Here is a 22,379-nt window from a genome sequence, read left to right on the forward strand (position 1 = left end):
CGCTCCACGCTTCCTCCCCACGGTCGGTCGCCCTTCCGCAGTTGCGCTTCACTTCGCTCGCTGTGGTCAACTTGCCGCGCGACTTGCACCCGCAAGAGTGCGCCCATGCTGGGCGCACAAAAAAAGGAGCCGCAAAGGCTCCCTTTTTCACGATGCGAGGCGGTGCGCCTCGCGTCGAACTTACGCGTGCTCGCCGAGCACCGACACGATGACGTCGACCAGCACGTCCGTGTGCAGCGCCACTTGAACCGGATGGTCGCCGATCATCTTGATCGGGCCTTGCGGCAGACGCACTTGCGACTTTTCGACTTCGCCGAAGCCTTGACCCTTCAGCGCGGTCGCGATGTCCGCGTTCGTGATCGAGCCGAACAGACGGCCGTCGACGCCAGCCTTCTGCGAAATCTGAACGGTCAGGCCGCTCATCTTTTCGCCTTGTGCTTGCGCAGCCGACAGCTTTTCAGCGGCGACCTTTTCGAGTTCGGCGCGGCGCGTTTCGAATTCAGCGATTGCGTCCTTGGTCGCGCGGCGTGCCTTCTTGCCGGGGATCAGGAAGTTACGTGCGTAGCCGTCCTTGACCTTGACGATATCGCCGAGGTTACCGAGGTTGACGACCTTTTCCAAAAGAATGATTTGCATTTTTGGCTTTCCTTATTGCGTCGTCTGATTAGGCCTTGTGCAGGTCGGTGTACGGCAGCAGCGCGAGGAAACGCGCGCGCTTGATTGCCGTGTCGAGCTGGCGCTGATAGTGCGCCTTCGTGCCAGTCAGACGAGCCGGCGTGATCTTGCCGTTTTCGCCGATGAAGTCCTTCAGCGTTTCCGTGTCCTTGTAGTCGATGTACTCGACACCGGCTGCCGTGAAACGGCAGAACTTCTTGCGCTTGAAGAGCGGGTTTTGTTGCTGACGACGCTTGTCGAATTTCTTACCAGTCGGGCGGGGCATGTTCAGTCCTTTCCAATGTCCTGCAATTCTGTGATGTGAAACACCAGGGTTCGCGCGTTGCGGCTCTTTTTGGCCAGAAAGCCCGTGAAGCGTGTTTCGACGCCCATCGGACAGCTTTCCAGTTTGCCGCTCGCCTCACCGGCCGCTACCGCCTGCAGAGTCAGTTCGATCTTGCGGACGATGCCCGCCTCGACGACTTCCGCCGCGTGTTGCAACGTGCAGCTTGCGATCGGGATGCCGGCGGGCGTGTATCGCACCGGTTCGCGTTCCACGACGCTTGCTGTCAGTTGCAGCCGGTTCACGTGTAAGTGTTCGTTCCCTGATGGCTTGACAGTATTGAACTGTCCTTAAGCCTGCGCTTCGGACGGCTGGCTAGCCGCCTTCTTGGCTTCTTCGCGCTGCACTTCCTTCATCATCGGCGACGGGCCGGTTTCGGCCTTCTTCATCTTGACGATGAGGTGACGCAGAACGGCGTCGTTGAACTTGAACGCGTGTTCGAGTTCTTCGAGCGTAGCCTGGTCGCATTCGATGTTCATGCAGACGTAGTGAGCCTTCGCGAGTTTCTCGATCATGTAGGCCAGTTGGCGACGGCCCCAGTCCTCGATACGGTGGATCTGGCCACCGTGCGACGTGATCGTGCTCTTGTAGCGCTCGATCATCGCGGGCACTTGCTCGCTTTGATCGGGATGCACGATAAAGACGATATCGTAATGACGCATATTTACTCCTTATGGATTAAAGCCACCCGGGCATCGGTCCGGTGCGGCAAGTGAAAAACTTGAAACGAAACTATAGCGCGTTCGGGCCGCACGGGCAAGTTAAATCGTCTGCTTTTCAAGCATTTAGCGCTTGGCGACCGGCTCTTCGTGCACCTCGCCGGGCGGCGCGATCCGGCGGCTCCAATAGCCCTGCTGCGCGTAAATTTCCTTAAGATAATCAATAAAGTAGCGCACGCGCGCCGGCACATAGCGCTGCTGCGGATAGACCGCGAGGATGTAGTAATCGGGCAGTTCGAAGTCGTCGAGGACGGTTTCCAGTTCGCCCGCCTCCAGTTGGCGCTGGATTTCCCACGTCGAACGCCAGCCGAGCCCGAGCCCTTCCGACACCCAGCGATGCAGCAGTTCGCCGTCGTTGCAATCGAGATTGCCGGTGACGCGCACCGTCGTGAGCTTGCCGTTTCGGCGGAAATACCAGCCCCGGTTTTGCCCGCCCTGCAAGTTGAACGCGAGACAGTTGTGATTCGGCAGATCGTCGAGCGTTTTCGGCTTGCCGTGCTTCTTGAAGTACGCAGGCGTGCCGCACACCACGCGCCGGTTGCTCGCCAGCTTTACCGCGACGAAATTCGGATCGACCGCGCCGCCGATACGAATCGACAAATCGTAGCCCTCGCGCACCAGATCGACGACGCGGTCGGTCAGATTGAACGACATCTGCAATTCCGGCTTGTCGCGCACGAACGCGGGCGCGTGCGGCGCGACGTGCATGCGCCCGAACGCGGCCGGCGCCGACACGATCAGATGCCCGCCGACCGCGCGCCGCCCAACCGCCAGTTCGTTTTCCGCCTGATCCCAGTCCGCGAGCAGGTTTTTGCAGCGGTCGAGAAAAGCCGCGCCATCTTCGCTGACGACCAGCCGTCGCGTCGATCGGTACATCAGCTTCACGCCCAGGCGCTTTTCCAGCGCGTCGATCCGTCGTCCGAGGATCACTGGCGATACGCCCTCTTCTAGCGCCGCGGCCGCGAGGCTGCCCGCCTCGGCGACGCGTACGAAGGTTTCTATCTGCTTGAAGCGGTCCATCTGTCGTCTCCAGCTAAGCCGCGTCGCACCGGCATTCGATACTTTTAGTTTGGAAAAAGCGACTCACGGTGATCTTATCAAACCTTTTCCACAGTCCTAAAGTGCACTGGAACCCTGCTTCGATGCTGGAACAGCGTGAAGCGATACAAGCCGTTGCCATGCGCCCACTCGGCGGTGAGTTCCTTCGAAAGATCGTCCTCGGGCTTCAGATTCGGATTGTTGTTGACGATCGACACGCCGTTGATCTGCCCTTGAAACAACTCGCCGACGGTCGGAAAGCGATACGCGCGTCCGATCGATGCACGTAGCGTCAGCTCGTTCGTCACATCGAAGGACAGCGACGCTTTCGGCGACCAGTGGCTCTGACTTGCATCGCCGTATGCGAGCGTCGTCCCGGCAAGCGATCGATTGCCGTCATACGCGTTCCAGTTCTCGTATCGCACGCCGTAGGTGAAGGCCCAGCGCGGCAGAAAACGCCATGCGTCCTGCGCGTAACCAGCTTGCGCGCTGGTGTGCCCGCCGAAGGAATTGGCGAACGACGTGCCCGGACCGTCGCGCCATGCGGCCGTGTTGTACGTGACGCTGTCGAGAAAATAGTTGTCGTAGTGATAGCCGAAGGACAACGCGTGCGCGGCCATGCCCGAACGCGCAACCGGCGTCCACGTCGCGCGCAGATCGAGCGCTTTCCAGCCGGAACCGGAGCCATCGGTCAGCGTGCCGGGACCGTCGCCGGGCACGCCTGAACTGGCGGTGCGCGCAAGACTCTGCGTGATATCGAAATACGACGCGACCGCCTCCGCGTTCCAGCCGGTGTCGTGATGCGTGCGCAGCGAGAGACCATACAGAAAGTTCTCGTTCGATCCCATGCTCGGCGCGAAAGTCGCCGCCGGCAGCACATATTCGTAGCCGCCGATATTCACGCGGCCGCTGTACACCGGATTGCCGTTGGCATCGCGCAGGAAGGTTTGCGTGTCGCTGTTGTACTTCTGATGCCAGTAGCCGAGCGTGAAGCCCGCCTGCAACGAATCGGTGATGTCGTAGGCGAACTTCATCCGCACGTTGTCCTGAAACGTGCGTTCGATGCCTTCGCTCGACGTGCCCAGCACGGCGGTGCGCGCGTTGTTCTGATCGTTGTAGAAATACGCGCCGGTGACGGGTGTGGCGGCGGCGCTCGCGGGCGTCTTCGATTGCGCCAGCGTCGCGAACTGCAGCGGCTGGCCGGTGTTCTCCATATGATCGACGCCGATCAAAAACGAGAATCACCCGATCTTGTCGCCGACCGTCGCCGTGGTGTTGGTGCCGTTGAAATTGCGGTTCACGCCGAACAGATCGAAGTGCTGCGTGAAGGCCTGCACTTTCGCGTCGGCTTCGAACTTGGTAGGCATGCGCGTGGTGATCGACACCGTCGCGCCGATCGAATTGCCCGGATACAGCGCTGAATACGGGCCGTAGATCACGTCGGTGCGTTCGATGTCGTCGGCGAAGATCATCGACCAGCGCGGCGCGTAGGTCCACGTATTGCCGAGGAAATTGCTGAGCAGCAGGCCGTCGGCGTACACGAGGCCGCGGGCCGTCTGCGAATTGCTGGTGCCGCGCACCGCGATGGTCGAGTTGAGATCGCCGATAAAGCGCTTGCGCACCGCCATGTTCGGCGCGTACTTGAGCACGTCTTCGGCGCTCGTCACGTTCCAGTTGTCGAACTGGTCGGCGGTGAAGGTCGAGACGTTGGCAGGCAGATTCGGATCGAGCGACGATGCGCGCGGCGCGGCTTGCGCGCTGACGACGACCGGCGCGAGTGTGGTGTCGGCGTTGGTCGTATCGGTCGATGCGGGCTGTGCGTCGGCGGCGAAGGACCAGGTGACATGCGCCATGAGGGACAGCGGCAGGCAGGCGCGAGCGCGCGCCAGAGCGCGATGGCGCGAACGCCGTCGCGCTCGCGGAAGGAGCGTGGACATCGATGATTTCCTGAAAGAACGGACGAGCGAACGCACGCGCCAACGTCGCTCAGGCGCTCAGGCGCCGGACACGTCGGTCGATGCGATCGGACGAAAAGAAGCTTCAGGAAAGGACGGGAGGCGCGCGCGGAAACGCGGCGTTTAGGACTTCGAAACCGGCGCGCTGACCGCGACGAGGCTCGCGACGCGCGCCACGCGTTCGATGCGCGTGACATCGAGCGCGATCTCCTGCGCGATCGGCAGATTGTGCGCGAGCAGACCGCAATACGAACAGGCGTCGAAGTGATCGCTGGCGTCGTGATGGCCGGCGTGCTCGTCGGCGTTTGCATAGGAGTGTTCGTCGGCCGCTGCCGATGCATCGTGATGCGATGCATGCGAATACGCGCCGTTCGGGGCATCGACCGTGCATAGCGCCGCCTGAAAATCGTTCTGCGCGCGATGCGACGCCAGCGTCTGACTGATAACCGGCGCGACAATGGCCAGCCACATGGCGGCGATGCCGAGCCATGCGACGAAGCAGTTGCGCGCGTTGCGAGTCATGAGACGTATGAGATCTGTCGAGCCGAGGGTCGAACGGAATTGTAGGCAGCAAGTGCGCGCGCCGCAATCTTCCGTCACATATGGCGGACATTGCGCCGCATGTTGGCCGTCTGCCTCACGCCACGGCGACGCGAAACGGTCACGTATTCATGCGATGCATTTTCTCAGACATCGACAGACGAATCAGTTAGAATCTTAGGCTTGGCACAGTGGAAGTGGACCGGTGCCGGACACGGCGAAACCGCCGGGCCAGTTCGAATCGCGAGCAGCGGCGCACGCCGTCGCGAATCGATCGACAACCCGAACGCCGCCGTGCTGCGAGGGTGGCGAAATTGGTAGACGCACCAGGTTTAGGTCCTGACGCCCGCAAGGGTGTAGGGGTTCGAGTCCCCTCCCTCGCACCATCCACCATCCCAACCCCTTTGAGCGCCAAAGGGGTTTTTTATTGGGCGTTCGTGTTTGGGTCAGATCGTGATGTCGTGCAACTCGATGTTGATGACTTCGCCCTTCGCCTGCGAACGTCCCGCGAAATCCACTCCCGTCTGATCCAGCACGCGTTTGATCTCGTGCGGAATCAGTTCACCCGCGCGCGCCGCCGCGATCGGCCGGTCGATATGCGTGAGAAAGCGCCGCACGCCCGACGGCTGCCAGTACACGAACACGTTGAGCGGAAACGACTGCTTCGCGTCCTTCTGACGATGCGCGGTGATGTGCAGTCCCATCGTCGGGGACACGCTCATCTGTCGCGGACAGACGTGGAAATCAAAGCCGAAATCGCTTGCCACGCTCTTCACGACGAACGGCAGACATTTGTCGCCGAACTGCTTGTTTTCATTCTTGCTGAGGGCCATTGGTCGCCTCCGAGTGGTCGGTCGGTGTGAGAGGATCGAAGGTCCTCTTCAGTCGATGCCGGAGTGTTGCGCCTGCCAATTTCGGCGTCGGTGGGTCGCCGCACATCCAGACGCAGCGATCGTGCGGGCGCGCGCGAAGCCGATGCGCCGCGTCCGTCAGACGGATAAAATGACCGGCCGCGCTCGCAAACGCCAGATGAAAACGGCGCGCCCCACTTTCCCCCGACCCACAAGCCCCGTTCGTGAATTTCGACGACTACTGCCAGCAGAAAGCCGCGCCTGAAGGCTCCAGCACGTACTACGCGTTGCATCGCGCGCCCACCGCGCGTCAGCCGTATCTGACCGCGCTGTTCGCGCTCTATCGCGAGCTCGAGGAGACGGTCAAGGAAACCAGCGATCCGACCATCGGCCGCACCAAGCATGCGTGGTGGCAGAACGAACTCGGCCGGCTCGACGGCGGCGAGCCGACGCATCCGGTGACCAAGGCACTGCAGGCGCACGGCGCGCAGACGCTCGACGACGCGCAACGCGCGACGCTTGCGGCGCTCGCGGACGGCTTCGGCATGGATCTGGATCAGGCGCGCTATCTCGACTGGCCGGGTGTGCGGCGGTATCTGGAACGGGTCGGCGGCGCGTTCGCGACGGCTATCGCGCGCGCGACGGCGCGCGATCCGTCGCAGGCGTCGAAATGGGCCGCCCCGCTCGGCGCGGCGCTCTTGCTGGCGGAGCGCGTGCAGGACATTGGCGACGACGCGCGTCACGGCCGCATCTACATTCCGATCGACGAACTGCAGCGCTACAACGTGACGGCGGCGGACATCATCAATCGCAAGTACAGCGATGCATTTACCGAACTGATGCGTTTCCAGACCGATCGTGCCCGCCGCGCGATCGACGACGCGCTCGCCGCCATTCCCGCCGACGAACGCAAGACGCAGCGCGTGTTGCTCACGATCGCCGCGCTGACGAAGGCGCGGCTCGATGAAATCGAACGCGAGGGTTTTCAGGTGCTGCATCAGCGGATTTCGCTGACGCCGATCCGCAAGTTGTGGATTTCGTGGCGCGCGCGTTGAGCGCCGGAATCAGCTACGAAGAATGGGCAAAGGCTCGACATGCGGCGCGCAGGCCGATTCGATCCCGGCGCATGACGCGAGCGCCGTCGCATAAAGTCGGCGGAAATCGATGGCGGCGGGAAGCGCGCCGTCGTCATCCAATGCGTCCAGACGCGGCCATTCGCCATACATTCCACCCAGCACGCTGCCGCCGAGAAGAAAATGCGGCGCGGCCGCGCCATGTTCCGTGCCGCCCGATGCGTTTTCGCGTGCCGATCGTCCGAACTCCGAAACAGTCAAGACAAGCGTTCGATTCCAGTCGCCGGAACGCGTCAACGCGGCGCGCAGCGACGCGAGTCCCGATGCGAGTTGGTTCAGCAGCGCGGCATGCCGGGTCGCCTGATTCGCGTGCGTATCGAAGCCGTGCAGCGTGAGGCGAAACACTTTCGTCGTATCGTCCGCGCGATATTCATCCGCGCGCGATGCCGTGCGCCAGATCTGCTGCGAGCGAAAGTGCGAGCGGTTCGGCATCGCATAACCGACGCCCTGCACGATCGCGAGTTGTCCGGCGCGCCACGCCGGCATCAGTGCGTTCAACGAAGGATGCAGGCCCGTCCGCCGATCGATCGGCAACGCATCGCGCGTCGCGATGGCGAGCGTCGGCCGCAGTTCGCGATAGCGCGGATCGTCGAGCGGAATCACGGTGTTGAGGCCGTCGTTGCCGCCATCGAGTTCGACGACGACGAGCGCGCCGATCTGACGATCGTGCGAGACTAAACGAGACGGCAACGCGCCGAATACAGGCGGACAGCCCGCCCAAACGCCGGCGAGCGACAGAAACGTGCGGCGATCCATCTTTGCGGGCCTTAGCGCTTGTACAGATCGCGCACGGCTTCTTCGATGTGCTGACGCAGCAGCCGACGCTCGTCGGCAGTCATCACGGTATGGCGCGGCGGCCGCGCGGGCGGCGCGAGATCGGTTTGCTGGACGGGTTGCATGGCGGGCTTGGCGTCCTGCTCGGATGCGCCCTTGCCCGAGCGCTGCTGCGCCCGGATGATGCCGCCGTTGAATCGGGAAGTGGAAAACGAGGTGCCGCGGTCGAACGCGGCCGAGGGACGCGCCGCGGACGGCTGCGCGCAGGCATGATGCGTACTCAGCGCGGCATAGAGCGCACTGGCGAGTAAAGTCCTTCTGAGGTTGCGCTCGGGGCGCCCGGGACTGCGCGGCCGTGCTCCCTTCATGTTGTTCCCTTCATTGCTCGACAACCGGACAGCCTCTTTCTTTTAGCGCACGCCCAAAGGCTGGTCATGCCGCACGACGCGCTGGTCTAATGGAGTATCTACCGAATGGCGGGCCAAGGTAAAGGAGTGTACGCACAGAACTATTTGGTCGTGCCACCGTCCCCGTAAATTCTGTAACCAACTGTTACACTCGCTTTTGTTACAAACTCGCCGTCAGACCAACGCGATAAACTTGCCGCCATGGAAACCAAGAACCCTTCTAAAGTACTCGTCGTCGACGACGACCCGCGTCTGCGCGATCTGCTGCGCCGCTATCTCGGCGAGCAAGGCTTCAACGTGTATGTCGCGGAAAACGCTCCGTCGATGAACAAGCTGTGGGTGCGCGAGCGTTTCGATCTGCTCGTGCTAGACCTCATGCTGCCCGGCGAGGACGGCCTGTCGATCTGCCGTCGTCTGCGCGGCAGCAACGACCGCACGCCGATCATCATGCTGACGGCGAAGGGTGAAGACGTGGATCGCATCGTCGGCCTGGAAATGGGCGCCGACGACTATCTGCCGAAGCCGTTCAATCCGCGCGAACTGGTCGCGCGGATTCACGCCGTGCTGCGCCGTCAGACGCCGTCCGAATTGCCGGGCGCGCCGTCCGAAACCACCGAAGTGTTCGAGTTCGGCGAATTCGCGCTGAATCTCGCCACGCGCACGCTCACCAAGAATGGCCAGGAAATTCCGCTGACGACCGGCGAATTTTCGGTGCTCAAGGTATTCGCGCGTCATCCGCGGCAGCCGCTGTCGCGCGAAAAGCTGATGGAACTCGCGCGCGGCCGCGAATACGAAGTGTTCGATCGCAGCCTCGACGTGCAGATTTCCCGCCTGCGCAAGCTCATCGAGCCAGACCCGAGCAGCCCGCGCTTCATCCAGACGGTCTGGGGTCTGGGCTACGTGTTCATCCCCGACGGCGCGGCCTAACCTTCTTCGAAGGCGCTTCTTCATGCTCTGTTCTTCCGAAGCGCCTTCGTTCTGACAAGCAAGTCCGATACGCTTTATCCCCTTCACCGAGCGGAACACGACAGACCCATGCGTATCGACAGGCGCCTGCTGGCGCTTGCCTTCGGCGGCCTGTTCTGGCGAACCTTCGCGCTGATCGCGTTGCTTATCGCGGTCAGCCTCACCGCATGGTTCCAGAGCTTTCGCGTGATCGAGCGAGAACCGCGCGCGCAACGCGTGGCGCTGCAACTCGTCGCCGTGGTCAAGCTCACGCGCACCGCCCTGCTTTATTCCGATCCGGACCTTCGTCGCGCGCTCCTGCAGGATCTGGAGAGCAACGAAGGCGTGCGCGTTTATCCGCGCGAAACCACCGACAAGTACAAGCTCCAGCCTGACGAATCGCTCAACCGGCTGATCGAGCGCGACGTGCGCGGCCGGCTCGGCAACGACACGATCATCGCGCAATCGGTCAACGACATACCGGGCGTGTGGATCAGCTTCAAGATCGACGACGACGATTACTGGGTCGCGCTCGACCGCGATCAGCTCGATACCGTGACAGGGCTGCAATGGGCCGGCTGGGGCGTGTTCGCGCTGGCGCTGTCGCTGTTCGGCGCGGCGTTCATCACGAGTCTCGTCAACAGGCCGTTCGCGCGGCTGTCGCTGGCGGCGCGCAAGCTCGGTTCGGGCCAGTCGCCCGAGCCCTTGCCCGAGCGCGGCATGGGCGTCGCGGCGGAAACCAATCGAAGCTTCAACCAGATGGTGCGCGATCTCGAACAGCTCGAAGCCGATCGCGCGCTGATGCTCGCCGGCATCTCGCACGATCTGCGCACGCCGCTGGCGCGTCTGCGGCTGGAGACGGAAATGAGCCCGTCGGACGAAGCGACCAAACTCGCGATGATCGACGACATCGAGCAGATGGACATGATCATCGGCCGCTTCCTCGACTATGCGCGGCCGATGCAACGCATGCCCGAACCGGTCGATCTGTCGATGATCGCGAGCGAACTTGCCGCGCGCTTCCAGGCCGACGAAGGCGTCGTGATGCGCACCGACCTCGCGCCGGGCGCGGTGATCGAAGGCGATCCGACCGATGCGCGGCGCGTGGTCGGCAATCTGCTGGAAAACGCCCGCAAATACGGCCGCAGCGCGCACGACGACATCGCCCGCATCACGTTGCAAACGCGCGCGTCGCACGGCAAGGTCGAACTCTCGGTGATGGACGAAGGCCGCGGCATCCCCGACGATCAGGTGGCGCTCATTACGCGGCCCTTCTATCGCGTCGATCAGGCGCGCACGCAGGCCAACGGCACGGGCCTCGGCATGGCCATCGTGCAGCGGCTGGTGACGCGTCAGCGCGGCACGCTAAGGCTGCGCAATCGCACGCCACAACCGGGCTTCGAAGTCACCATCGACTTCCCGTCGATGAAAGCCACGCGCGAATAACCCGCTTTTGCTATCGGCGCATTCGGAAAAAGCTATCCGATACAATAGCTAAAAACTATTGTTAAGATTATTTAATAGAGTTAGGATGGGTGGGTAAACGCTCAACCGTGCTGGCACGGAAGTGTCACGCGAGCGTTACGGCGATCCGGTAGTTTTGTTCGAAGTTTGTCCTTTCAACGAACACAGGAGTCACTGTATGAAGACCGTCGGCGATAAAGTCGAAGCATTCACCGTCACTGCTGCAAAACCCGGTTTCAACAACCACGAAGAAAACGGCCAGTCCGCCTTCGAGGACATCACCGAGCAGTCCTTCCCGGGCAAGTGGAAGATCATCTACTTCTATCCGAAGGACTTCACCTTCGTCTGCCCGACGGAAATCGTCGAGTTCGGCAAGCTGGCGAAGGATTTCGAAGACCGCGACGCCGTGCTGCTCGGCGGCAGCGTCGATAACGAATTCGTCAAGCTCGCCTGGCGTCGCGAGCACAAGGACCTGAACAAGCTGAACCACTACTCGTTCGGCGACGTGAAGGGCGAACTGATCGATCAGCTCGGCGTCCGCGACAAGGAAGCGGGCGTGGCGCTGCGCGCGACCTTCATCGTCGATCCGGACAACGTGATTCAGCATGTCTCGGTCAACAACCTGAACGTGGGCCGCAACCCGGAAGAAATCCTTCGTATTCTCGACGGTCTGCAAACGGACGAACTGTGCCCGTGCAACCGCGCGGTCGGCGGCTCGACGCTCTAAGCGCGCGCCCGGCGTTTGCCATCAACCGATGTGACAAAGCCCGCCATCGTGCCGAGTGATGCTCGGCGCAGGCGGGCTTTTCAACGACCTCGAACAGGAGAAACCGCATGGAATTTCTGTCTTCCATCAAGGAACTGGTCCCGGATTACGCGAAAGACATTCGATTGAACGTCGACGGCACGATCGCGCGCTCGTCGCTCGAAGGCAACGATGCGGTCGGCGTCGCGCTGGCGGCGGCCTACGCGGCGAAAGCGACGAAGCTCGTCGAGATCATCCGAAATGCGGGCGTGCTGTCGTCCGAAGAGACCAACGCGGCGCTGACGGCGGCCGCGTTGATGGGCATGAACAACGTCTGGTATCCGTATCTGGAGATGGCCGACAACGCCGATCTCAAGACGCAGCCGGCGGGCTTGCGCATGAACGCCTACGCATCGCATGGCGGCGTGGACAAGCGGCGCTTCGAGATGTACGCGCTGGCGGCATCGATCATCGGCAAGTGCCATTTCTGCGTGAAATCGCACTACGAGAATCTGGTGGCCGAAGGCATGTCGACGACGCAACTGCGCGATGTCGGGCGCGTCGCGGCCGTGATCAACGCCGTGGCGCTGACCGTCGCGGCCGAGGGAAAGTAACCTGTTCCGGGGCGACGGCGCCGCTTCAACTGTCGATAGACGTCCGTCGCAGCAACACCGCCGCCTGCGCCTCGATCCCTTCCTTGCGGCCGAGATAGCCGAGCTTCTCGTTGGTCTTGGCCTTCACATTGACGCGATCGATGCCCAGTTCCAGATCCGCCGCGATATTCGCGCGCATCGCGTCGATATGCGGCGCGAGCTTCGGCGCCTGCGCGATGATCGTGCTGTCGACGTTGGCGATCTCGAAGCCCGCTTCCGACACGCGCCGGAACGCCTCGCGCAGCAGCACGCAACTGTCCGCGCCGGCGAATTCCGTCGCCGTATCGGGAAAATGACGGCCGATATCGCCGAGCGATGCCGCGCCGAACAGCGCGTCGGTGATCGCGTGCAGCAGCACGTCGGCGTCCGAGTGGCCGAGCAGACCGCGTTCGTAGGGAATCGTCACGCCGCCGATGATGAGCGGCCGTCCTTCGACGAGTTGGTGGACGTCGTAGCCCTGTCCGATTCTGAAATCCATCGATCTAACCTTGCTTGTTGAATGAGTCAGGCCTTCGCGGCGGCGAGCATGGCGCTCGCGAGCGCGAAGTCTTCGGGATACGTCACCTTGAAATTGCGCAAGCTGCCCTGCACCAGCTTCGGCGAATGGCCGAGCCATTCGATGGCGCTCGCTTCGTCGGTGAGATCGTGGCCGTCGTGACGCGCACGTTCGATCGCTTCGCGCAGCATGCCGAGGCGGAACATTTGCGGCGTCTGCGCCTGCCACAAGCCGTCGCGCAATTCCGTACGGGCGATGCGCGGTCCGGCGGCGGCTGTGTCCGGCACATCGGGCATGCTCGGTGCGACGCGCTTGAGCGTGTCCGCGACCGGCAGCGCGAGAATGCCGCCGACGGCATCGTCGCGCAATGCCGCGACGAGCTTGCGAATCAGCTCGGGCGAGACGCCGGGGCGCGCCGCGTCGTGGACGAGCACCCAGTCGTCGTCGCGCGCGCCGAAGTTGGCCAGCGCGATCAGCCCGTTGAAGACCGACGCCTGCCGCGATGCCCCGCCGCAGCGCTCCACGGCAAAGCGCAGGCCCGCGAAACGGCGCGCGTCGAAATGATGATCGTCCGGTGCGAGGACGACCAGGGTCTGCGAAAATTCGGAGCACGCGTCGAACGCGGCGAGCGTGTGCCCGAGCATCGGGCGGCCCGCGACCGTCTGGTATTGCTTGGGCATCGGCGCGCCGGAGCGGCTGCCGGTGCCGGCACAGGGAATCAGAGCGAACAGGCGCGGGGTAGTCGTACCGGTAGGCGGAGTCACGGGCGGATCGTAAGGCCAAGTCGGCCGAGTCAAAGTGAAGCCCGGATTTTATAATAGGTCTTTCGCGACCACGTCCGGCGTGCACGGATTCATGCATGCCAAGACGGTTCATTGCACACTTTATGTATTCCAAAGCCGTCAACGCGCAGTCCAGTTCTTCCATCGCGCTCGTCAAGCCCGGTACGCGTTTCGCCTTCGACGGCGCGACCGGCTCGTCCGATGCGCTCGCCATCGCGCGTTATCACGCGGCTCATCGCGAAACCGTGCCGCTGCTGACGGTCGTCTGCGCCAGCGCCGTCGGTGCCCAGCGCCTCGCCGCCGAACTGCCCTATTTCGCGCCGGATGCGCGCGTGCGCCTGCTGCCCGACTGGGAAACGCTGCCCTACGACACATTCTCGCCGCATCAGGATCTGGTCTCCGAGCGGCTGGCGACGCTGCACGATCTCGGCGAAGGCCGCTGCGACATCCTGATCGTGCCGGCGACGACCGCGCTGTATCGCATGCCGCCGGCGTCGTTTCTGGCGGCCTATACGTTTTCCTTCACGCAAGGCGAGCGTCTCGACGAAACGAAGCTGAAGGCGCAGTTGACGCTCGCGGGCTACGAGCATGTGAGTCAGGTCGTGCGTCCGGGCGAATACTGCGTGCGCGGTTCGCTGATCGATCTGTATCCGATGGGTTCGCCGCTGCCGTATCGCCTCGACCTGTTCGACGATCAGGTGGATTCGATCCGCGCCTTCGATCCCGACACGCAACGCAGCCTCTATCCCGTGCGCGACGTGCGGCTGCTGCCGGGCCGCGAATTCCCCTTCGACGAAGCCGCGCGTACCGCGTTTCGCAGCCGCTGGCGCGAAGTGTTCGAAGGCGATCCGAGCCGTTCGCAGATCTATAAGGACATCGGCACCGGCGTGCCGTCGGCCGGTATCGAATACTATCTGCCGCTGTTTTTCGACGATACCGCGACGCTCTTCCACTATCTGCCGGAAGGCTCGCAGCTCGCGTTCATCGGCGATCTCGATGCCGCGATCAAGCGCTTCACGAACGACACCAGGCAGCGCTTCGATTTCCTCTCGCACGATCGCGAACGGCCGTTGCTCGAACCGCGCCGTCTGTTCCTGACCGACGACGACTTCTTCACCTTCGCCAAGTCCTTCGCGCAGCTCAAGTTCCCCGCTTCGCCCGAAGGCGGCTGGGCTGTGCCGCTGCCCGGCCTCGCGATCGATCGTCACGCCGACGAACCGTTGCTCGCGCTGCGTCACTATCTCGATCAGACGGAAAATCGCGTGATGCTGGTGGCGGAATCGGCGGGCCGTCGCGAGACGATCCAGCAACTGCTCGCGGATAACGGCTTGCGCGGCGAATCGCTCGATACGTTCCAGGAATGGCTGACCGCCGACGCCAAGTTCACGCTCGGCATCGCGCCGCTGGCGAACGGCTTCGTGTTGCCGTCGGAAAAGCTCGCGATCATCACCGAGACCGAGCTATACGGTCCGCTCGCGCGCCGTCCGGGACGCCGCCGCCAGGAACAGGCGAGCAATGTCGATTCGATGGTGCGCGATCTCGCCGAGCTCAAGGTCGGCGATCCGGTCGTGCATTCGCAGCACGGCATCGGGCGCTACATGGGTCTGGTGTCGATGGATCTCGGCGAAGGCGAGACGGAGTTTCTGCACCTCGAATATCAGAACGAATCGAAGCTTTATGTGCCGGTCGCGCAGTTGCATGTGATTTCGCGCTACAGCGGCGCCGATCCGGAAAGCGCGCCGCTGCATCAGCTCGGCTCCGGCCAGTGGGAAAAGGCCAAGCGCAAGGCCGCGCAGCAAATTCGCGACACAGCCGCCGAGTTGCTGAACCTGTACGCGCGCCGCGCCTCGCGCGAAGGCTTCGCGTTCAAGCTCGAACCGCGCGATTACACCAAGTTCGCGGAAAGCTTCGGCTTCGAGGAAACGCCCGATCAGGCGGCGGCGATCGCGTCGGTCATCGGCGACATGACGAGCGGCAAGCCGATGGATCGCCTCGTGTGCGGCGACGTCGGTTTCGGCAAGACGGAAGTCGCGTTGCGCGCGGCGTTTATCGCGGTGATGGCGGGCAAACAGGTGGCGATTCTCTCGCCGACGACGCTGCTCGCCGAACAGCATACGCAGACCTTTACCGACCGCTTCGCCGATTGGCCCGTACGAATCGCGGAGCTGTCGCGCTTCAAGAGCACGAAAGAAGTCTCGCAATCGATCCAGCAGATCAACGAAGGCTCGGTCGATATCGTTATCGGCACGCACAAGCTCCTGTCCGGCGATGTGAAGTTCAAGCGCCTCGGGCTCGTGATCATCGACGAGGAACATCGTTTCGGCGTGCGTCAGAAGGAAGGGCTCAAGGCCCTGCGTGCCGAAGTCGACGTGCTCACGCTCACCGCCACGCCGATTCCGCGTACGCTCGGCATGGCGCTCGAAGGCCTGCGCGATTTTTCGATCATCGCGACCGCGCCGCAGAAGCGCCTCGCGATCAAGACCTTCGTGCGACGCGAGGAAGACGGCGTGATCCGCGAAGCGATGCTGCGCGAACTGAAGCGCGGCGGACAAGTGTACTTCCTGCACAACGAAGTCGAGACCATCGAGAATCGTCGCGCGATGCTCGAAGCGCTGGTGCCCGAGGCGCGCATCGCGGTTGCGCACGGACAGATGCACGAACGCGAACTCGAACGCGTGATGCGCGATTTCGTCGGTCAGCGCGCCAACGTGCTGCTGTGCACGACCATCATCGAAACCGGCATCGACGTGCCGAGCGCGAACACGATCATCATGCATCGCGCGGACAAGTTCGGGCTCGCGCAGTTGCATCAGTTGCGCGGGCGTGTCGGGCGTTCGCACCATCAGGCGTATGCGTATTTGCTCGTGCACGATCCGCAATCGCTCACGAAGCAGGCGCAGCGCCGGCTGGAGGCGATTCAGCAGATGGAGGAACTCGGTTCCGGCTTCTATCTCGCGATGCACGACCTCGAAATTCGCGGCACCGGCGAAGTGCTCGGCGACAAGCAATCGGGCGAGATTCACGAGATCGGCTTCCAGCTCTATACCGACATGCTCAACGATGCCGTGTGCGCGCTGAAGGAAAGCCGCGAGCCCGATCTCAATGCCCCGCTCGCCGCGACGACCGAAATCAATCTGCACGCGCCCGCCATTTTGCCCGCCGATTACTGCGCCGACGTGCAGGAGCGTTTGTCGCTGTACAAGCGGCTGGCGAACTGCGAATCGAGCGATGCCATCGACGGCATTCTGGAAGAGCTCGTCGATCGCTTCGGCAAGTTGCCGCCGCAGGCGCATGCGCTGGTCGAAACGCATCGGCTGCGACTGTCCGCGAAGCCGCTCGGCATCATCAAGATCGATGCGGGCGAACAGTCGATTTCGCTGCAATTCGTGCCGAATCCGCCCATCGACGGGATGAAGATCATCGAGATGGTTCAGAAGCACAAGCACATCAAGCTGGCCGGTCAGGACAAGCTGCGTATCGAGTCGCGCAGCCCCGATCTCGCGGTGCGGATTTCGACCGTGAAGGAAACCTTGCGCGCGCTCGGCGGTCCGGTGCGTCAACCTGTGGCGGCAGCGCGTTGAGCTCGAGTTGAGCTATTAAGCAGTTTTTGACTTCTGCGGGCGGGCCGGCGTTTGGGCTATGATCAAAGTCTTCTCGCAGGAGTCAAAACATGCCCCAGATCGCTGATTCGGCGCATCTCGAAGCTTCCCATCCCGCTTCTTCCGCTCAATCTCCGGCTTCGCTGCCGTGGATCGAACGTCTGATTTCCTTCGATACCGTCAGCCGCAATCCCAATCTCGGCCTGATCGAAACCGTGCGCGACGAACTGCGCAAGGCGGGCATCGACGCGACCATCACCAACGATCCGCGCGGCCAGTGGGCCAATCTGTTCGCGACCGTGCCCGCGCACGATGGCGAGACCAACGGCGGCATCGTGCTGTCGGGTCATACGGATGTGGTGCCGGTCGACGGCCAGGACTGGCAAAGCGACCCGTTCAAGCCCGAAGTGCGCGACGGCCTGCTTTACGGACGCGGTTCGTGCGATATGAAAGGCTTTATCGGCGCGGCGCTCAGCCTGCTGCCGAAAATGCAGGCGACCAAGCTCGCCAAGCCGATCCACTTCGCGCTTTCGTATGACGAAGAAGTCGGCTGCGCGGGTGCGCCGCTGATGCTGACCGATCTGCAGAAACGCGGCATCAAGCCGGATGGCTGCATCGTCGGCGAACCGACGTCGATGCGCCCGATCATCGCGCATAAGGGCATCAACACGTATCGCTGCTGCGTGCGCGGTTTCGCCGCGCATTCGTCGCTGACGGTGAAAGGCCTGAACGCGATCGAATACGCCGCGCGGCTGATTTGCCATATCCGCGATATCGCCGACGAATTCCGCGCCAACGGCCCGTTCGACGAACTGTACGACGTGCCCTTCACCACCGCACAGACCAGCACGATCAAAGGCGGCAACGCGATCAACACCGTGCCCGCCGAATGTCAGTTCGAGTTCGAATTCCTCAATCTGCCGACGATGGATCCGGCGCGCATCATCGAGCGCATCGAAAGCTACGCGCGCGAGACGCTGCTGCCGAAGATGCTCAAGGAACACGGCAACGGCGCCATCGAGATTTCGCAGCTTGACTCCGCGCCCGGACTCGACGCAACCGAACAGGCCGCGATCACGCAACTCGTGCGCGCGCTGACGGAGAATCAGGACAAGGGCAAGGTCGCCTACGGCACGGAAGCCGGCCTGTTCGCGAACGCGGGCATTCCGAGCATCGTGTGCGGTCCGGGCAATATCGAGCAGGCGCACAAGGCCAACGAATACGTGTCGCTCGACCAGCTCGTCGCCTGCGAGGCGTTCCTCGGCAAGTTCATCCACAGCATGTCGGTCGACGCACACGCACGCTGATTCATCACGTCGCAGAACGAAGCTCATGTCCACCACCGACCTCACCATCGACGGCACGCCGATCCCCACGCTCGACGATATCGCCGAGCAACACATGGCGCTCACGCCGTGGGTGGCGCGTACGCCGACCTTCGAGAAGCACGATTTTCCGACGCTCGACGGCACGCCCGTCACCTTCAAGTTCGAACTGCTGCAAGTGAGCGGAACCTTCAAGGCGCGCGGCGCGTTCTCGAACATTCTCGCGTTGACGGACAGCGAGCGCGGCGCGGGCGTGACCTGCGTGTCGGGCGGCAATCATGCGGTCGCGGTCGCTTACGCGACGCAGCGGATGGACGTCGGCGCGAAGGTCATCATCGTCAAGACGGCCAGTCCGGCGCGGATCGAACAGTGCCGGCGTTTCGGCGCGGAAGTCGTGCTGACCGACAATCTCGTCGACGCGTTCGATACCGTGCGCCGCGTCGAGGCGGAAGAAGGACGCGTGTTCATCCATCCGTTCAACGGCTATCGCACGGTGCTCGACACGGCGACGCTCGGCTACGAATGGACCTCGCAGGCGCCCGATCTCGATGCGGTGATCGTGCCAATCGGCGGCGGCGGATTGGCTGCCGGTGTTTCGACGGCGATGCGGCTTGCGAATCCGTCGATCCACATCTACGGCGTGGAACCGGCGGGCGCGGCGGCGATGAGCCAGAGCTTCGCGGCGAATCACACGATCAAGCTCGACACGATGCACAGCATCGCCGATTCGCTGATGGCGCCGCATACCGAGCAATACAGCTATGAACTGTGCCGCCGTCATATCGACGAGATCGTTACCGTCTCCGACGACGAGTTGCGCAACGGAATGCGTCTGCTGTTCAGCGAGATGAAGCTGGCGGTGGAACCCGCGTGCGCGGCGGCGACGGCGGCGTTGCTCGGACCATTGCGTGAGCGGTTGCAAGGCAAGCGCGTCGGCGTGTTGTTGTGTGGCACGAATACCGATGCGGCGACGTTCGCGCGGCATCTGGGTTTAGCGCAATAAGCTTCTGTAAAACAAAACCCCACGCTTTTGAAGTCGTGGGGTTTTTCTACTACAGCACTTCGGCGAGCCGTCTTCGCTCGCTACGCTGCATGAAGTAATTCGCCGCAATCACCCCTACCGTCACCAGCGCGATAAACAACGTCGCCAGCGCATTCATCTCCGGATTCAAACCCAGACGCACGCGCGAGAACACGACCAGCGGCAGCGTCGTCGAACCGGGACCGGACAGAAACGCCGACAGCACGAGATCGTCGATCGACAGCGTGAACGACAGCAGCCAGCCCGCGACCAACGCCTGCGAGATCAGCGGCAGCGTGATCGAGAAGAACACGCGCAACGGCGTCGCGCCGAGGTCTAGCGCCGCTTTCTCCAGCGACGGATTCAGCTCCCGCACGCGCGATTCCACGATGATCGCCACATACGAGATACACAGCATCACGTGGCCGATGAAAATCGTGAACATGCCGCGCCCCGCGGGCCAGCCAATCAGCTTCGCCATTTCGACGAACAACAGCAGCAACGAAATGCCCTGAATGACTTCGGGAATCACGAGCGGCGCGTTGATCATTCCCGTATAAAGCGTGAAGCCCCGGAAGCGACCCATGCGCGCGAGCACGAAGCCCGCCCACGTGCCGATGACGACCGACGCGCACGCCGTCAAAAACGCGATGCGCAGCGACAGCCACGCGGCGTTGATGAGTTCGTCGTCGGACCACAACGCGCGATACCACTTCAAGGAGAACGTCGTCCAGACCGTGACGAGATTCGACTCGTTGAACGAATAGACGATCAGACTCAGGATCGGGATATACAGAAACGCGAACCCGATTCCGAGCGCGGTGATTTGCAGCGGACGGCTCGGCTTGATCATCGCTTTTCCTCCAGTTGCTTCGCCTGGAAGTGCTGGAAAAGCGCCATCGGCACGAGCAGCAGCAGGACCATGGCGCAGGTGACGGCGGAGGCCATCGGCCAGTCGGCGTTATCGAAGAACTCGTTCCACATGACGCGGCCGATCATCAGCGTATCCGCGCCGCCGAGCAGTTCGGGAATCACGTACTCGCCCACCGCCGGAATGAACACCAGCAGACAGCCCGCGATAATGCCGTTCTTCGACAGCGGCAGCGTGATCTGCACGAACGCCTTCCACGGCTTCGCGCCGAGATCGTAAGCGGCTTCGAGCAGCGTCAGGTCCATCTTCACGAAATGCGCGTAAAGTGGCATCACGAGGAACGGCAGATACGAATACACCATGCCGATATACACCGCGATATTCGTGTGATACAGCTCAATCGGCGAATGAATCAGCCCGATCGACATCAGGAAATCATTCAGCAGTCCGTTGTTCTTGAGAATGCCGATCCACGCGTACACGCGAATCAGGAACGATGTCCAGAACGGCAGCATCACGGCCATCAACAGCAGATTGCGCGTGGCCGGATTCGAGCGCGCGATGTAATACGCCATCGGATAGCCGATCAAGAGACACAGCAGCGTCGATACCGTCGCGACCAGCAGCGAATTCATGTAGGTCGCGAAGTACAGGCTGTCCTGGAACAGGAACAGGTAGTGCGAGAAATCGAGCGCGATATTCATCACGCCCTCCTTCATCGCCAGCAGTTCCGTGTACGGCGGAATGCCGAGCTGGCTGTCCGCGAAGCTGATCTTCACGACCAGCAGGAATGGCACGAAGAACAGCAGCAAGAGCCACAGATATGGCCCGCCGATGACGAGCGTCCTGCCGCTCAAGCCGAAGCGTTTCAGCAGGTTCGTCATGAGGTCAGCACCACGCCGGCCGATGCGCTCCAGCGCACGTAGACTTCATCGTCGAAAGTGGGCGAATCGATTTCGCCGATGGCGAGGCTCGACAGGTTCGCGACCACGACCTTGCCGCTATCGAGCGTGACGTGATACAGCGTATAGCCGCCCATGTAGGCGATATTGGTGATCTTGCCGCGTCCCCAGTTGTACGCGCCTTCGGGCAGCTTGCGCATCAGCGCGATGCGTTCGGGCCGCACGGAAATGGTCACCGGCATGCCGAGCGGCCCGGTAATGCCGTGGTTCACATACAGACGCACCGGCAAATCCGGCGATTCCACGAAGATATGATCCGGCTCGTCTTCCACGACGCGCCCGTCGAACAGATTCGTCGAGCCGATAAACGACGCCGAGAATCGGCTGTTCGGATACTCGTACACCTGATGCGGCGAACCGAGCTGCACGATCTGCCCTTCGCTCATCACGGCGAGACGATTCGCCATCGTCATCGCTTCTTCCTGATCGTGCGTGACCATGATGCAGGTGACGCCAACCTGATCGAGAATATTGACCAGCTCGATCTGCGTGCGCTGGCGAATCTGCTTGTCGAGCGCGGACATCGGCTCGTCGAGCAGGAGCAGTTTGGGACGCTTGACGAGGCTGCGCGCCAGCGCCACGCGCTGCTGCTGTCCGCCCGACAATTGATGCGGCTTGCGCTTGGCGAACTTTGCCATCTGCACGAGTTCGAGCGCGTTGTTGACGCTGTCCGACAGTTCGCCGCCCTTCACGCCTTCCTGCTTCAATCCGAACGCGACATTCGATTCCACGCTCATATGCGGAAACAGCGCATACGACTGGAACATCATGTTCACGGGCCGGTTGTACGGCGGCAATTGCGCGAGGTCTTCGCCGTCGATCAGGATCTGCCCTTCGGTCACGGATTCGAGCCCGGCCAGCATGCGCAGCAAGGTGGATTTGCCGCAGCCGGAACTGCCGAGCAGCGCGAACAGTTCGCCCTTTTTCACCGACAGATTGACGCCGCGCACGGCCGTCGTTTCGCCGAATTTCTTTACGACATCGACGATCTGCACGAAGTTGTCATCCGGATTCATGCCGGACGGAAAACCGTTCGGCTCCTGCCGGCCGTTGCTGGACGTAGGGGGCGCTGCCTTCGACGCGCTCGACTGCTCACTCATGA

Annotated in this window: 22 protein-coding genes, 1 tRNA gene and 1 pseudogene; 9 read left to right on the forward strand and 15 right to left on the reverse strand. The window is 62.4% G+C overall.

Going from position 1 to position 22,379, the window contains the following annotated elements; genetic code table 11:
• Positions 1-180 precede the first annotated feature (180 nt).
• The 7 genes and pseudogenes from rplI to BVER_RS05765 all read right to left on the reverse strand — a co-directional run bounded on the left by rplI (position 181) and on the right by BVER_RS05765 (position 5,231).
• Entirely contained in the window at positions 181-636 is a 456-nt protein-coding gene (gene rplI / locus BVER_RS05730; RefSeq protein WP_050452459.1) for a 50S ribosomal protein L9, read from the reverse strand.
• A 28-nt stretch (positions 637-664) separates the two neighbouring features.
• On the reverse strand, positions 665-940 hold the full coding sequence (rpsR, locus tag BVER_RS05735) for a 30S ribosomal protein S18 (RefSeq protein ID WP_007000150.1): 276 nt from the start codon (positions 938-940) through the stop codon (positions 665-667).
• A 2-nt stretch (positions 941-942) separates the two neighbouring features.
• Positions 943-1,242, reverse strand: coding sequence for a primosomal replication protein N (priB, locus tag BVER_RS05740; RefSeq protein WP_050452460.1), 300 nt, complete (start codon positions 1,240-1,242; stop codon positions 943-945).
• A gap of 45 nt (positions 1,243-1,287) precedes the next feature.
• Positions 1,288-1,659, reverse strand: coding sequence for a 30S ribosomal protein S6 (rpsF, locus tag BVER_RS05745; protein WP_050452462.1), 372 nt, complete (start codon positions 1,657-1,659; stop codon positions 1,288-1,290).
• Positions 1,660-1,782: 123 nt separating this feature from the next.
• A complete protein-coding gene (locus BVER_RS05750; protein ID WP_050452463.1) occupies positions 1,783-2,736 on the reverse strand; it encodes a LysR family transcriptional regulator in 954 nt (317 codons plus the stop codon).
• A 125-nt stretch (positions 2,737-2,861) separates the two neighbouring features.
• Positions 2,862-4,607 (reverse strand): annotated as a pseudogene (locus BVER_RS29855) (TonB-dependent receptor); the annotation flags it as partial.
• Between the two features lie 225 nt (positions 4,608-4,832).
• On the reverse strand, positions 4,833-5,231 hold the full coding sequence (locus BVER_RS05765) for a DUF2946 domain-containing protein (protein WP_232316404.1): 399 nt from the start codon (positions 5,229-5,231) through the stop codon (positions 4,833-4,835).
• Positions 5,232-5,548: 317 nt separating this feature from the next.
• Here BVER_RS05765 and BVER_RS05770 point away from each other — a divergent pair.
• A tRNA-Leu gene (locus tag BVER_RS05770) sits at positions 5,549-5,635 on the forward strand.
• Positions 5,636-5,695: 60 nt separating this feature from the next.
• Here the strand turns inward: BVER_RS05770 and BVER_RS05775 are convergent.
• Entirely contained in the window at positions 5,696-6,082 is a 387-nt protein-coding gene (locus tag BVER_RS05775; RefSeq protein WP_050452466.1) for a DUF5594 family protein, read from the reverse strand.
• A 242-nt stretch (positions 6,083-6,324) separates the two neighbouring features.
• On the opposite strand from BVER_RS05775, the gene BVER_RS05780 reads away from it, so the two are divergent.
• Positions 6,325-7,155: a squalene/phytoene synthase family protein gene (locus BVER_RS05780; RefSeq protein ID WP_050452467.1), complete on the forward strand. Its 831-nt coding sequence runs from the start codon at positions 6,325-6,327 to the stop codon at positions 7,153-7,155.
• 9 nt (positions 7,156-7,164) lie between these two features.
• On the opposite strand, the gene BVER_RS05785 is transcribed toward BVER_RS05780, so the two are convergent.
• Positions 7,165-7,989 (reverse strand): DUF1501 domain-containing protein, encoded by an 825-nt coding sequence (locus BVER_RS05785; protein WP_050452468.1) that lies wholly within the window; start codon positions 7,987-7,989, stop codon positions 7,165-7,167.
• Between the two features lie 11 nt (positions 7,990-8,000).
• Positions 8,001-8,375, reverse strand: coding sequence for a hypothetical protein (locus BVER_RS05790; protein WP_050452469.1), 375 nt, complete (start codon positions 8,373-8,375; stop codon positions 8,001-8,003).
• Positions 8,376-8,615: 240 nt separating this feature from the next.
• Here BVER_RS05790 and ompR point away from each other — a divergent pair, with 240 nt between their 5' ends.
• From ompR to BVER_RS05810, 4 genes are all read left to right on the forward strand, one after another.
• Positions 8,616-9,341, forward strand: a complete 726-nt coding sequence (gene ompR / locus BVER_RS05795; RefSeq protein ID WP_050452470.1) for an osmolarity response regulator transcription factor OmpR — start codon at positions 8,616-8,618, stop codon at positions 9,339-9,341.
• A 108-nt stretch (positions 9,342-9,449) separates the two neighbouring features.
• Positions 9,450-10,805, forward strand: a complete 1,356-nt coding sequence (locus BVER_RS05800; RefSeq protein WP_050452471.1) for an ATP-binding protein — start codon at positions 9,450-9,452, stop codon at positions 10,803-10,805.
• Positions 10,806-11,001: 196 nt separating this feature from the next.
• Complete coding sequence (locus BVER_RS05805) at positions 11,002-11,550, forward strand: peroxiredoxin (protein ID WP_050452472.1); 549 nt, start codon at positions 11,002-11,004, stop codon at positions 11,548-11,550.
• Positions 11,551-11,657: 107 nt separating this feature from the next.
• Positions 11,658-12,182, forward strand: coding sequence for a carboxymuconolactone decarboxylase family protein (locus BVER_RS05810; protein ID WP_050452473.1), 525 nt, complete (start codon positions 11,658-11,660; stop codon positions 12,180-12,182).
• Between the two features lie 25 nt (positions 12,183-12,207).
• Here BVER_RS05810 and ispF read toward each other — a convergent pair whose 3' ends face one another.
• Positions 12,208-12,699, reverse strand: a complete 492-nt coding sequence (ispF, locus tag BVER_RS05815) for a 2-C-methyl-D-erythritol 2,4-cyclodiphosphate synthase (protein ID WP_050452474.1) — start codon at positions 12,697-12,699, stop codon at positions 12,208-12,210.
• 26 nt (positions 12,700-12,725) lie between these two features.
• Positions 12,726-13,397 carry a 2-C-methyl-D-erythritol 4-phosphate cytidylyltransferase gene (ispD, locus tag BVER_RS05820; RefSeq protein ID WP_232316405.1) on the reverse strand — a complete coding sequence of 224 codons (672 nt, stop codon included), beginning with the start codon at positions 13,395-13,397 and terminating at the stop codon, positions 12,726-12,728.
• A 206-nt stretch (positions 13,398-13,603) separates the two neighbouring features.
• Here ispD and mfd point away from each other — a divergent pair, with 206 nt between their 5' ends.
• The 3 genes from mfd to BVER_RS05835 all read left to right on the forward strand — a co-directional run bounded on the left by mfd (position 13,604) and on the right by BVER_RS05835 (position 19,426).
• Complete coding sequence (gene mfd, locus BVER_RS05825; RefSeq protein ID WP_050452476.1) at positions 13,604-17,080, forward strand: transcription-repair coupling factor; 3,477 nt, start codon at positions 13,604-13,606, stop codon at positions 17,078-17,080.
• A gap of 89 nt (positions 17,081-17,169) precedes the next feature.
• Positions 17,170-18,405, forward strand: a complete 1,236-nt coding sequence (gene argE, locus BVER_RS05830) for an acetylornithine deacetylase (protein WP_050452477.1) — start codon at positions 17,170-17,172, stop codon at positions 18,403-18,405.
• Between the two features lie 25 nt (positions 18,406-18,430).
• Positions 18,431-19,426 carry a threonine/serine dehydratase family protein gene (locus BVER_RS05835; RefSeq protein ID WP_050452478.1) on the forward strand — a complete coding sequence of 332 codons (996 nt, stop codon included), beginning with the start codon at positions 18,431-18,433 and terminating at the stop codon, positions 19,424-19,426.
• A gap of 49 nt (positions 19,427-19,475) precedes the next feature.
• Here BVER_RS05835 and BVER_RS05840 read toward each other — a convergent pair whose 3' ends face one another.
• Genes BVER_RS05840 through BVER_RS05850 form a run of 3 tightly spaced genes read right to left on the reverse strand, consistent with a single transcriptional unit; the run spans position 19,476 to position 22,293 of the window.
• Positions 19,476-20,294, reverse strand: coding sequence for an ABC transporter permease subunit (locus BVER_RS05840; protein WP_050452500.1), 819 nt, complete (start codon positions 20,292-20,294; stop codon positions 19,476-19,478).
• Positions 20,294-21,199, reverse strand: a complete 906-nt coding sequence (locus tag BVER_RS05845; protein ID WP_050452479.1) for an ABC transporter permease subunit — start codon at positions 21,197-21,199, stop codon at positions 20,294-20,296. The genes BVER_RS05840 and BVER_RS05845 overlap by 1 nt, the downstream gene beginning before the upstream one ends.
• Positions 21,196-22,293, reverse strand: coding sequence for an ABC transporter ATP-binding protein (locus tag BVER_RS05850; protein WP_157055938.1), 1,098 nt, complete (start codon positions 22,291-22,293; stop codon positions 21,196-21,198). The genes BVER_RS05845 and BVER_RS05850 overlap by 4 nt, the downstream gene beginning before the upstream one ends.
• Positions 22,294-22,379: the final 86 nt, after the last annotated feature.

This window comes from Candidatus Burkholderia verschuerenii, assembly GCF_001189365.1.
In the GTDB taxonomy this organism is placed as follows: domain Bacteria; phylum Pseudomonadota; class Gammaproteobacteria; order Burkholderiales; family Burkholderiaceae; genus Caballeronia; species Caballeronia verschuerenii.

Bases quoted from the DNA above. Each gene is read 5' to 3' on its own strand.
- rplI (WP_050452459.1), bottom strand. From the start codon at position 636: ATGCAAATCATTCTTTTGGAAAAGGTCGTCAACCTCGGTAACCTCGGC.
- rpsR (WP_007000150.1), bottom strand. From the start codon at position 940: ATGCCCCGCCCGACTGGTAAGAAATTCGACAAGCGTCGTCAGCAACAA.
- rpsF (WP_050452462.1), bottom strand. From the start codon at position 1,659: ATGCGTCATTACGATATCGTCTTTATCGTGCATCCCGATCAAAGCGAG.
- BVER_RS05750 (WP_050452463.1), bottom strand. From the start codon at position 2,736: ATGGACCGCTTCAAGCAGATAGAAACCTTCGTACGCGTCGCCGAGGCG.
- BVER_RS05765 (WP_232316404.1), bottom strand. From the start codon at position 5,231: ATGACTCGCAACGCGCGCAACTGCTTCGTCGCATGGCTCGGCATCGCC.
- BVER_RS05775 (WP_050452466.1), bottom strand. From the start codon at position 6,082: ATGGCCCTCAGCAAGAATGAAAACAAGCAGTTCGGCGACAAATGTCTG.
- BVER_RS05785 (WP_050452468.1), bottom strand. From the start codon at position 7,989: ATGGATCGCCGCACGTTTCTGTCGCTCGCCGGCGTTTGGGCGGGCTGT.
- BVER_RS05790 (WP_050452469.1), bottom strand. From the start codon at position 8,375: ATGAAGGGAGCACGGCCGCGCAGTCCCGGGCGCCCCGAGCGCAACCTC.
- ompR (WP_050452470.1), top strand. From the start codon at position 8,616: ATGGAAACCAAGAACCCTTCTAAAGTACTCGTCGTCGACGACGACCCG.
- BVER_RS05800 (WP_050452471.1), top strand. From the start codon at position 9,450: ATGCGTATCGACAGGCGCCTGCTGGCGCTTGCCTTCGGCGGCCTGTTC.
- BVER_RS05805 (WP_050452472.1), top strand. From the start codon at position 11,002: ATGAAGACCGTCGGCGATAAAGTCGAAGCATTCACCGTCACTGCTGCA.
- BVER_RS05810 (WP_050452473.1), top strand. From the start codon at position 11,658: ATGGAATTTCTGTCTTCCATCAAGGAACTGGTCCCGGATTACGCGAAA.
- ispF (WP_050452474.1), bottom strand. From the start codon at position 12,699: ATGGATTTCAGAATCGGACAGGGCTACGACGTCCACCAACTCGTCGAA.
- ispD (WP_232316405.1), bottom strand. From the start codon at position 13,397: ATGCCCAAGCAATACCAGACGGTCGCGGGCCGCCCGATGCTCGGGCAC.
- mfd (WP_050452476.1), top strand. From the start codon at position 13,604: ATGTATTCCAAAGCCGTCAACGCGCAGTCCAGTTCTTCCATCGCGCTC.
- argE (WP_050452477.1), top strand. From the start codon at position 17,170: ATGCCCCAGATCGCTGATTCGGCGCATCTCGAAGCTTCCCATCCCGCT.
- BVER_RS05835 (WP_050452478.1), top strand. From the start codon at position 18,431: ATGTCCACCACCGACCTCACCATCGACGGCACGCCGATCCCCACGCTC.
- BVER_RS05845 (WP_050452479.1), bottom strand. From the start codon at position 21,199: ATGACGAACCTGCTGAAACGCTTCGGCTTGAGCGGCAGGACGCTCGTC.
- BVER_RS05850 (WP_157055938.1), bottom strand. From the start codon at position 22,293: ATGAATCCGGATGACAACTTCGTGCAGATCGTCGATGTCGTAAAGAAA.